This is a genomic window from Methanolobus halotolerans, from assembly GCF_004745425.1.
GTDB classification, from domain to species: Archaea; Halobacteriota; Methanosarcinia; order Methanosarcinales; family Methanosarcinaceae; genus Methanolobus; species Methanolobus halotolerans.
The window spans coordinates 45,388-56,787 of record NZ_PGGK01000003.1 but is presented as its reverse complement, the minus strand read 5'-3'; the positions used below and the strand labels follow the sequence as shown (position 1 = coordinate 56,787).

Here is an 11,400-nt window from a genome sequence, read left to right as displayed (position 1 = left end):
ATTTATTGTCAACAGTGATATTCATTCCACAGTTACGCTCTTTGCAAGGTTTCTGGGTTTGTCGATAGAACAATCCTTTGCAAGTGCAGTATAATATGCAAGCAGTTGGAGTACTACAGAAGAAAGCACAGGTGATGTCATTTCATGCGATGACGGTATCCTGAGGACTACGTCTGCATATTTCTCGATCTCGGTATCGTCATCATTTGCAACAGCTATCACGGTCGCGTTGCGAGCCTTCACTTCTTTGATATTGCTGAGTATTTTGTCATATGTGTGCCCTTTGGTTGCGATGGCTACGACAGGCGTATCTTCTGTGATCAATGCAAGAGGACCATGCTTGAGTTCTCCTGCTGCATATCCTTCAGCATGTATATATGATATCTCTTTGAGTTTCAGTGCCCCTTCAAGTGCTATAGGGAAATTGAGATAACGTCCGATAAAGAAATAGTCTCTCTTGTCGGCAAACTGCTCAGCACATTCCTTTATCTTTTTCTTCCTGTTAAGGATTTTCTGTATCTGTCCGGGAAGACGTTTTATATTCACTATCAGATTCTTCGAATCCTCTGCTGTGAGTACTCCTCTACCTCTCCCCAGATAGATGGCAAGCATGTAGAGCGTAATAAGTTGTGTTGTGAATGTCTTTGTTGCAGCGACCCCGATTTCGGGACCTGCACGTGTATAGACAACACTGTCTGATTCCCTGGTAATAGTACTTCCTACAACATTGGTGATGGCGATGGCTCTGCATCCGTAGGATTTCGAGCTTCTCACAGCTGCCAGTGTGTCTGCTGTCTCTCCTGACTGTGTGATGGCAATAGTTAGTTCCTCTCCGCAAAGGACCGGATTGCCATACCTGAACTCCGATGCAGTTTCAATATCCGTATGGATTCCGGTGAGCTTCTCAAAAAGGTATTTCCCCAGTATTCCTGCGTTCCAGGAGGTCCCACAGGCAATTATTGTTGCCCTGCGCAGTTGTTTGATCTGCTCCGGGGTCAGGTACAGTTCATCCATCTTTACCGTTCCCTCCAGTTCCAGCAGCTTTCCTGCGAACGTTTTCTGAATGGATGTGGGCTGTTCATGTATCTCCTTTAACATGAAATGTTCATATCCTGCCTTCTCTGCAGCTTCCAGATCCCACTCAACGATATGCGTATCCTTGGACAGCAGGTTTCCCTGAGGGTCGAATATTTCGATGCAGTCAGGACGAACAGCTCCTATCTCATAATCGTCCACATAAATTACATTTTTTGTATGTTTCAGGAAGGCTGTCACATCTGAAGCTGCATAATATTCGTTTTCACCAATTCCAATCACAAGGGGACTGTCCTTGCGTGCGAAGACCAGACTCCCCGGCTCGTCAGAACATAGCGCTGCTATAGCATAGGAACCTTCAAGTTCTCTTGTGGTTTCACGAATAGCGGTCAGAAGATCTGTTTTTTTTGCCCCGTTGTGCATCTTGTAGTTCAGCAGATGTGCGATGACCTCGGTATCTGTATCTGATTCAAAGACATATCCAAGTTCAATGAGATTTTCCTTGAGTTTAAGATAATTTTCGATGATACCGTTATGCACAACCGACACACCGGATGAAACGTGTGGATGGGCATTTCTGGTCTCGGGTTTCCCGTGAGTTGCCCATCTGGTATGGCCTATTCCTACGTTTGCAATTATCTCTTCAGGAAGAACCATTTCAAGGTCTGCTATCTTCCCAACTGTTTTGTAAGTTTCGAGCAATTCATTAAGGACTGTTATCCCTGCAGAATCATATCCTCGATACTCAAGTCTTTTAAGCGACTCTATTAAGATGGGCACTGCAGATTGCTTGCCTACGTACCCCACAATTCCACACATATCCCCTCACCTCAAATGACTATTGAATTTACCGGAAGTGCTTCTGATATGATCTTGCCCGAGTTGACCCGGCAGTTGGGAGAGATCATCATTCCTGCCTTTACAAGCACGTTGCTGCCGATCTCCGTATCATCACCGATGATGGTTCCTAACTTATCGGCAAAATACAGGCCTCCTTCAATATCAATCATCATCTTTTCTTTTTCCTCAGTAATAAAATGCGACTCTACTGATGTATTGCTCCCGATGATCGAGTTGGAGATGGTAGAATGTGTGCTTATACGGGCATCATTCATGATTATGCTGTTCTGTATGCTAGTGAAAGAAGCAATTGATACGTTATTACCTACACTTGTGGAAGGTAGTATGACCGTATTAGGGCCGATATCGCAATTATCGCCTATCATAACAGGACCTACAATGTAGCATCCTGAACGTACGGTCGTGTTCTTTCCTATGGAAACACTCCCTTTTATAATAGCACCTTCTTCTACTGTCCCATCCTTAATATCGGTTTCGAATTCTCCCAGGACAATTGGATTAGCCTTAAGGAGGTCCCATGAAAAAGCCGCATCCAGCCAATCAGAATAGGTATTTGTCATCATGACCTCCATTCCTTCATCTATCATTATCTGGAGAGTATCCGTTATGGCATATTCGCCGAATGTTGATAATGGTGTCCTTTCGATCAGGTCGAATATCTGGGGTTTGAAAAGATAGATGCCTGTATTAATTAAATGGCTCACCATCGACTGAGGCTTTTCTACGATCTTTTTGACACGCTGGCCTTCAGCAACAATTACGCCGTAACCGGTTACATTCTCTTTCTTACATGCCAGGATAGTTGCATCACCGTTTGCACCTTTTATCAGGTCACTGATAGTTTCAGGCTCGATGATATTATCTCCGTTAACAACCAAAAAAGCCTGATCATCCGTACTGATCTCTTTCCTGGCCTGGAGTATGGCATGAGCCGTACCGATCTGAGCTTTCTGCTCTATATAATGTATCTTTACTCCAAAGTCGATCCCATCCTCAAAATAGTCCATGATACGCTCTTTTTCGTATCCTACTATCAGGATTATGTCTTTAACATCGTTTTTGGCAAGAGCATTTATGACGTGTTCCAGAATTGGCTTGTTTGCCACGGGAAGCATTACCTTTGATCTGGTAAGGGTTAATGGGCGACATCTTCTCCCTTCTCCGGCTGCAAGAACGATAGCTTTCATGGAGTATACTATGTTCTTTATAACAATTTATAGCTTACCTTGCGGGAGAATATGCGCACTATGAAAATACAGTGATTATCCTTTTATAATGCAATATATAAAAAAAGAAGGGTTATGGCCTTACGGCCAGTTCTCAAAGGTCCTCTGTAGACCTTGTTCATCTTGTGAGCAGCATTTCAGCTGTCTCTGGTTTATATTTCCAGTCTCCGGGCAGTACTTTTGTGGACTGGTAGTACTTGACTAGCCTTCTGATCTTGGATTCAGTGTTCTGGAGAGAACGCTTGTTGTGGACGTCCTTGTGGTTGTCTCTGATGTGCTTTCGCATACCGATGGCCTTCACAAGGAGATTGTAAAGATCTTCAGGTAAAGCAGGTGCCTCATCTTTCTCTTTAAGGATACCGGTGATCTTTTTATCAGTGACTAATTTTACGTCAGGTACGCCATACTTGTCCCTGAGTATCATTCCTATTTCACTGGTAGTTATGCCCTGTTTCCACAGATCCATCACAACGTTTGTTACTTCTTCTTCATTCATTGTGGACCATGCAGGTGGTTCAGTACGAAGTGGTCTTGTAGACCCGGCTTGTCCTTTCTTCCGGGTGTGCATTTTTGCCATGCAATTCCTCCTTATAATTATTATATTTGATTAAATCAGTTAGTAGTTGACCGTACTCTTTCAGCCCATGTGAACGAACAGGAGAATCTTGATAGTACGGCAGTCAATTCTATGAGTGGCGAAGTGTGCTTAACAAAAAGCATTATCAAATATATATGTTGTGATTGAAATACAGTGGTCAGGTCAGGTGGACAAAAGCATGCTTTACTGCCACAGAAAAAGGATTATATCCGCCCCTCCCTGATTAACTCTTCTGTAGATAGACTCCATCTGCTCTTCATGTAACGATATCCTTGTTTTATTATCTGTTGCATTCATAATGTTTAAGACTGTTTGATCGATCTCACCGGACATGTCTTCTTTCAGGTAGGCGGATATCTCATCTTTATTCGTATCGATCATGTTGTCTTCAATAGTATCGATCAGGTCCAGTGATACACTTTCACTGTCGAGAGGTACGATGGTTTCCAGTCCGAAGACATCGTTTGCAATATATTTGGTGTTGTGCAGGGCGATAAGAATCTCTGGATTGCAACTGTTTATGCTGTCAGGACTTGAGATAAGGGATAACTGTTCACTTTTAAGGCTCATATCTGTAGTATTGAGAGTCTGCAGATATTCAGCAGGGAATATGATGGTTGTTATTGCCTCTGCAGCTCCCCGGGAAGCTGTATCGATGCTCTTATTGTATCCGTCATTCAGTTCTTTTTGTGTATCGGGTGAAGTAATAGCAGCAAGGAGAACAGAGTTATTCATGGACTTAAAGAATTCTTCTCTGGAAGGTGAGTAACCCGGAGGTAGTGAAAGTTTAGCACTTTGCTTAAATGAGTTGACAGGAGGTGTATCACCTATCTCGATCTCACTTCCCAAATGATATCCGCTGACCAGCTTCCAGTGAGCTTCAAACCTGTATTGGTAACGTTTTCCTATCATTGCATCAAGATATGATTCTATCGCCTCCTCTGTGCTCACAGAGTGGACCCTGGCCATGGGATTGAGGTATACGTTACTGCCATTTTTCTCAAGTGTGATTCCAAGAACAAGGTCTTCAGCAATAATGTCAGCAAAGGTCCGATGCTTCTGTTCTCTTCCGTAAAGTGTCTTTTCTGCATTGTTTGACATGGATCCTTCAGGCAATGTCAGGTTATAACCTGCAATCTCTGATGGTTCGAACATGTATTCGAATTCATCCGCTCTGGAGCTTAACAGGGAGCTAAGAATATGTGTATTGATGTCCTGTGTGGAAACGTAGCCTGCAGACTTATACTGCTCTTCTGCCATGAGGGCAGGCATAAGGATTACAGCTGATATGGAGATTAGAATTAGGAAGAATATTGAATCAAGATTTGACGAGAATGCGCTTTCATCATTCAGGAACTTCATTTGAACTTTCCTCCTTTTATTCATATCCACCTGTTCTTCCACATCCTCACACTAAGGGTGCCGGGTACACAACTGGTACTACTACCGAGCTCTATCACGACAGGGACAGAGGCTGCAATGATATCTCTCTGTTTGCTTCCGCTACCACTGCGTTCTATTATCCACTGGTGCTTTCCATCATTGGTGGTAATCTCCACATAAAAATCAAGGTTTCCTGAAAACCTCTGGAAGAACAGTTCGTGCATTTCCTGATCTATGACCGGCATACAGATTCGATCAAGGGATTCTGCTGAGATAAGGTCTGTACGGCTTCCTTGTATCTCCGGGTAATCTGCTATGTCCTTTGCTATCATCGAAGCCTGTCTGTAGTTCTCCATGGCAAATGAATTATCGTCAAAGGTAATGTATGCTTTTGAAACGATGGCAGCAAATACGACAAATCCTATGACTACCAATGCCGTTGATATTATGTCGTTATGCGGTTCCATGAAGGCCTTATCGTCATTGATAAACAAGGATATACTCAAGTTCTCTGACCTCACTGTTATTTACAACATATATTAAGCTTTTAACAATGTGGACTTTTGTACTTGTATTTAAATTTTTTTCTTTTGTTGCAAGAGATGTGAGCAAATCTGTGACATTGGAGTATGTGAATGGTGGCATTATGGGCTGAGTTCTGTTCCCGCTGGCTGAAAAATGATCAAGGAGCTCATTTCGTATCTCACTTTCATTATAAGGAAGGGTCTTATAGGCAAGCGGTTTCACGGCGTATATGAGCTTATCATCTTCTTCGTACGATATCCCTGCATATTCTCCGGACACTGACGCATTCAGCTGATCTGTGAATCGTCCGCTCCGGTCGTAAGTATCAAAGAAGTAACTTATATTTGCAGATGCCATCCCGTAGTGACTCTGTCCAACGGAGTCAATGGCAGACCTGAAGTCCTGTGCCATTGCATCAAGCTGTCTTTGCTTATCGGCTTGCTGGATCTCTGCAGTCAGATGATATACTGCAGCCAGTATGATAATGCTTGCAAATATCAGGGCTGTTTTTGAGAGAATGAGGTCGATCCATGCCGTGCTGTCATTTGTAAAATTTTTTAAAGTATTACATTGAAAGTTGTCAGGTGAATAATTATTGACCTTCTCTGGAATTTTCATATACTTTCACAAAAATTCTATTGTCAGAAGTCCTTTTAACACTTTCCAATGTTATCTTGTGACTGCCCGGACCAAGCACTGCAGTACCATTCAGATATTCATTGGAGTACGAGGCTGTGGATTCTCCCATGAACTGCCTGCTGTCCATCCTAAAGTAATAGTTTCGTGCATCTTCTGGCCATTTCTCTTCCCTGTCAGGTACGCCTCCCAGTACCAGGGTGACCTTTGCAGGTATATTGATATCAAGTGTTACCCGGCTACCTGCCCCATTGGCAGATATCATCCCGGCATTTGAATCTATGATTGATATCGCGGCTTCTGTGTCATGAATACTCTTTTTTTCCATTGTGGCAGAAATGGCTGTCCAAGACAGAAATACCAGGACAAGAAGTATGATCGCAGCGGCTGTGAATCTCATTGGCAGGGCATCTGAGGCCCTATCATCAACGAATATACTGGTATTGAGATTTTTCTTTTGCCACAGCGCCATTTTTCCGTTCCGGATCTAGCAGTTCATTTTTTGTATAACTTCTTCAATAGTCAGAAGTTCCTGTTTACCACTGTCCATGTTCTTGAGAGTGACCTTTCCGGCCTCTACCTCGCTCTCGCCTATGATCAATGCATAGTGGGCACCAATGTGATCAGCATAGGAGAGCTGCGCTTTGAAACTACGCTTCATCAGGTCTAAATAAACTGGCATATGAAAGCGCAGTTTTGTAGCTGTTTCAACAGCTTCAATACGTGTGGAATCCATTGCAATGATGACTACAGGCTTATCGTCATCCGGCTCTATATCACATATTTCCATGATCCTGTCAAAACCAAGTCCAAATCCTGTGGACGCTACATCCCCTCCTCCGAAAAGCTTGATGAGCTGGTAGGAGCCGCCTCCGCATACCTGGTTTTGGGCTCCCAGGCCTTCAGCATATATCTCGAATACCATACCTGTGTAATAGTCCAGACCCCTTGCAATGCCGAAATCTATGATATAATCAACTCCGTAAGCTTCCAGAAGTGTCAGCAATTCCTGGTATTCTTCAAGCTCTGGAATATCCCCTGTCAGTTGTCTCGCCTTCTCAATGGCTTCGCTTCCTGTAAGTGATATAAGCTCCATGAGTTCAAGCCGCAGGTGTCCCGGTGCATCGATTTCTTCAAGATAGTCTACCAGTCCTGTATCATCTTTCTTGTCCACGAGTCTCATTATTCTGCTCTGCTGCTCGGTCTTAAGTACACTGAGAAGATGTCTGATGATTCCAAGATGATTCACGTGCAGACTGCCTTTGATACCCACTGCCTTGAGCATTTCACTTGCAAGAGCGATCACTTCTGCATCAGCATCTATTTTGTTGCTGCCGATGAGTTCAACACCGAATTGCCAGAACTCTCGGAAGCGTCCTTTCTGCGGGCGCTCGTACCTGAAGCAGTTCTCAAAATAAAACAGTTTTAGGGGTCGCTGGTTTGCCTGCATCTCATTAACGTACATTCTCATAACAGGAGCTGTGAGTTCCGGACGAAGTGTCATTGCTCTGTTTCCTTTATCTGTGAAGTTGTAGAGCTCTCCTATAATACCATCTCCTGATTTCAGTGTGAAGAGTTCAAGGGCCTCGAAAGTCGGGGTTATTATTTCCGAAAATCCCCAGTTCCTGACAACTTTTCGCAATATGTTCTCAACATTTCTTCTTCGCCTGGTATCTTCCGGAAGGAAATCCCGTGTGCCCCTTGGTCTGCTTATCTTCATAATGGATCAACCTGATAGTAAAGATTTGATATTTATTCGTGATATTTATAATACATTCTTAGTTTTGATTGGATAGTATAAGATAGCCTATTTTAGATTTTCGATTAGTTTGAATCCAAGCCTTCTTTTTTGCCCGTTTAGTTCCCGGACCGATCTATAATTCAAATGTTATTCTCTATTTGTGCTATATGCAAGATAACTGTATGATACTCTAATAATTTATTTATTTAAGACAGAACAAAATAACAATATTTAAATATTCCTTTTCCATGTCTCTTTCAAATATTAACTAAGTACGGAGATATGATCATGGTGCCCGGAGCAGGAAGAGTAACAGGTTCTTTTTTCAAAGATACCAGGGCCTATGTGCCTTTTGCAGTGATCGGCGTCTTCATATTATTATGTTCGACATTTGTTTCCTTTTACATGGCAAAGACAGACTATGGCATTGCAGAGACTATCTTCGAGAATGATGTAAACAATATGGAAATGAAGGCTGCTGATATGGCTGCTGCGGATCTGTCAAGATGCCTTAACTATGCCGGCATGGAAGCTCTGCAGTGGCAGGGGGAACACCCTGTCATCAAGTCAGAAGATGCGGCATATGATGAATGGGGGGAGGACGGTTTTTCTGTGGACCCGGCTTCAAGGGATGTCGAGCCGGGCAGTAGTCTGAATGTTACGGTAAATTTACCTGCTGATGCATTTAAAGCCATATCTTGCTTTTTTGCCGACAAACCAAGAACTTTGATCATTAAGGGTCCTTCCGGGATAGAATACGGGGCTATCACCTACAATGAATTGCATTCCTTCTGGGGTCGCTCGGAGTTCGAAGAGGAGATAGCTATGCCGGAAAATGCGGAAGATGGTTATGCTTATCTGCTATTCATGTACGGGGATGAGGTCAAAGCAACGAACTGGTTCCGTGTGGGAAGCAATCCCCTGAAGGATGTTACAGCTTCTCATTTCAATGATCTTCTGGAGAGTAACTACCAGGGCGACCTGCATACTTTCAGTAACTATGCGATAAACGTGGAACAGAACATATCTGCGTCCAGAATAAAAATCGGGACCATCAACGGTACCCTGAAACGTGAGATAGGACGCTCTGAAGCGGAGAATACGGATTATATTCTCTATTATACCATGTCCATCAATGACCTTAACTATACGCTTGTTGACCTGAGCACCGGGGAAAGTCACAATCGTACAATGGATGTTTCAACAGTGATAACTTCCAGGGAACCTCTGCTTGCGGAACTGACATCCGAGTACGAGAGAGCCCTGAGCAGTGGAACGACCTCGGATATCGTGCTCGGGTCAACCAATATCAGGACGTTCACCTACGGTCCGTGGCAGCACTACCTGAACGGTCCCCTGAATATCGTCACGGGTCCTTCTCTCACATCCTCTGTGAATGCAGGTACACTTTATACCCAGAAACGTATATTCGACTCTGTAGATCCCTGGGCACTTACATACACCACTTACTACAGTGGGAAGGTACTCTACAATGATATCAAACAGGATACCAGCTCCTATGGTGAGGATAAGGGAAGCAACCTGAGTACCACATACGAGGATCTGTCAGATGACGGCATCTTCAATATGAGCGTTTCAGACGGGATTAACGAGTCCATGGAGGACGCAAATACTACTATGGAAGAAGTTGAAAACAACTCCTGGATAGTCGTCTCGGTCTCGAATTTCACAGATGAGGTTTACAGTAACTGGATTTACAACGATGCCGATGTGTGGACAGATGATGATTATCCGGATCTGATACATGATGTGACTCATGAAGTTTATAGTGGCACAATACAGGGTCAGGTTTTCAGGGATGGGTTTAATGAAATAACTCCTTATGATTTAAAGGCAGGGCCAAACACTTATGATTCTGTTACATATGAACCAGGGGAGTCGAAAACTGGTAAAGATATCAGCTGGAAAGGACACTACCCTGTCATTATTTCACATACCTGTGCTCTTACACCGGATTATAACTTTGCAGGTACCTTAAATGTAAATCACAATGTCAATATTGATGCTTCATCACACAAATGGTATTTCAATTCTGTGCAGGTGGAGCATGTGTCTACTGATATAGTCTGTGAAGGAGTGGATGTCACTTATACGTATCTTGGCAATGATAGTTTGATTGATTCTGAACGGGCAGATGCTTATCTTTCAAAAGAAAACCACTCATTCGATTGGCATGTTACCTATAATCTAAAGTTCAAAATTAAAACCCGCTGGAATATTAATTATGATTATCACTGGTCTTACAAAACCTACAGTACCGGTGCAGATGGTATGGGAAGCTGGAACTTTTATTCCGGTGATTCCTCCGGCTCACTGACAAACAAGCTTCTTGAGAATCGTGCTTTCGTTACTCACAGCCAAACTGAAAGCGAGAACATAACTATAATCTACCACCAATATCTCCCCTCGGGTGGTTACAACGGCATAAGCTCTCATGATCCGGGAAGTGCCAATGATTACAGGAAAAAAACAGTTTTGATTGATGGTGTTCCCAAGGAAGATACAGACTGCAGTGATGCGGCTGATAAGTACCGTGACGAGTTTGTAGATATATACAGCATAGAAAAAAATCATCTTTTATATCCTGATGGAACCAATCTCTCAGCCGAAAAGGTCTACTGCGATATCCCCGACTGGCTTCACAGGAATATGACTCAGGAAATGGAGAACATGTTCGATGCCATCAATGAAGACAATCCCACAAGGGAAGTTTCCCTGCTCGGTGAGAACCTTGGCAGGAATCCGACCACACTCATCAAGGATGCATCACTTGACCTGGCCGCAGAGATGGCAGGCGACACAAAACGCAGTTCATTCATCGATGAGTCCCAATACATGAATGGAAGCCAGTACAACACAAGCAGTGATGCCTGCCGTCTCATCGTAAAGAACGAAGGCTACGACCGCCTGCTCACAGAACTTGAGGAAAGGAACAAGAACGTAGAAGATTCATTTGAGAGCTACATCGATGATTCTTTCTCCAGCCAGCAGGGCCATTCCATCCTGGACCTTGTCAAGAATGCAGTCTCTACTGACGTGCTCTTTAACAACCCTGCAATGGATAAAGCATCCACAGCCCTTTCCAGCGAGATGGGCATCATCGGGACCATGGAGATCACCGGTGAGCCCCAAAGCAAGTACAACTGGACCGAGAACATGACACTCCTTGTGGACCAGTACCCGGATTATCTTTACCACGACCCGGAGTTTGATGTGCAGAGCCAGTATGAGTGGGTTGATGAATCCGGTAAGAAAGTGTATCCTCTGGGCGTGCGTAATGTCTGTGTTTTCTCAACAGGAATTGGTGATGACATTGCAGCAATGCTGGAGTCTGCTACATCACCTCTGAAAGATGCTGTCCTCAGTCCATGAGC

General features: G+C 43.6%; 9 protein-coding genes. 1 reads left to right on the top strand and 8 read right to left on the bottom strand.

What is annotated here, in order from left to right:
- Nucleotides 1-21: 21 nt before the first annotated feature.
- From glmS to hisS, 8 genes are all read right to left on the bottom strand, one after another.
- Nucleotides 22-1,854 (bottom strand): glutamine--fructose-6-phosphate transaminase (isomerizing), encoded by a 1,833-nt coding sequence (gene glmS / locus CUN85_RS03530; RefSeq protein WP_135388958.1) that lies wholly within the window; start codon nucleotides 1,852-1,854, stop codon nucleotides 22-24.
- An 11-nt stretch (nucleotides 1,855-1,865) separates the two neighbouring features.
- Nucleotides 1,866-3,083 carry a bifunctional sugar-1-phosphate nucleotidylyltransferase/acetyltransferase gene (gene glmU / locus CUN85_RS03525; RefSeq protein ID WP_135388957.1) on the bottom strand — a complete coding sequence of 406 codons (1,218 nt, stop codon included), beginning with the start codon at nucleotides 3,081-3,083 and terminating at the stop codon, nucleotides 1,866-1,868.
- Between the two features lie 157 nt (nucleotides 3,084-3,240).
- Nucleotides 3,241-3,699: a 30S ribosomal protein S15 gene (locus CUN85_RS03520; RefSeq protein WP_135388956.1), complete on the bottom strand. Its 459-nt coding sequence runs from the start codon at nucleotides 3,697-3,699 to the stop codon at nucleotides 3,241-3,243.
- Between the two features lie 204 nt (nucleotides 3,700-3,903).
- A complete protein-coding gene (locus tag CUN85_RS03515; RefSeq protein WP_135388955.1) occupies nucleotides 3,904-5,082 on the bottom strand; it encodes a DUF7284 family protein in 1,179 nt (392 codons plus the stop codon).
- A gap of 20 nt (nucleotides 5,083-5,102) precedes the next feature.
- Nucleotides 5,103-5,609, bottom strand: a complete 507-nt coding sequence (locus CUN85_RS03510) for a hypothetical protein (protein ID WP_135388954.1) — start codon at nucleotides 5,607-5,609, stop codon at nucleotides 5,103-5,105.
- Entirely contained in the window at nucleotides 5,584-6,246 is a 663-nt protein-coding gene (locus CUN85_RS03505) for a hypothetical protein (RefSeq protein ID WP_135388953.1), read from the bottom strand. Before CUN85_RS03505 ends, CUN85_RS03510 begins: the two co-directional genes overlap by 26 nt.
- Nucleotides 6,221-6,736, bottom strand: a complete 516-nt coding sequence (locus tag CUN85_RS03500) for a hypothetical protein (RefSeq protein WP_135388952.1) — start codon at nucleotides 6,734-6,736, stop codon at nucleotides 6,221-6,223. The genes CUN85_RS03505 and CUN85_RS03500 overlap by 26 nt, the downstream gene beginning before the upstream one ends.
- A 15-nt stretch (nucleotides 6,737-6,751) precedes the next feature.
- Nucleotides 6,752-7,984, bottom strand: a complete 1,233-nt coding sequence (gene hisS / locus CUN85_RS03495; RefSeq protein ID WP_135388951.1) for a histidine--tRNA ligase — start codon at nucleotides 7,982-7,984, stop codon at nucleotides 6,752-6,754.
- 309 nt (nucleotides 7,985-8,293) lie between these two features.
- On the opposite strand from hisS, the gene CUN85_RS03490 reads away from it, so the two are divergent.
- Nucleotides 8,294-11,398, top strand: a complete 3,105-nt coding sequence (locus CUN85_RS03490; RefSeq protein ID WP_135388950.1) for a hypothetical protein — start codon at nucleotides 8,294-8,296, stop codon at nucleotides 11,396-11,398.
- The last annotated feature ends 2 nt before the right edge of the window (nucleotides 11,399-11,400 follow it).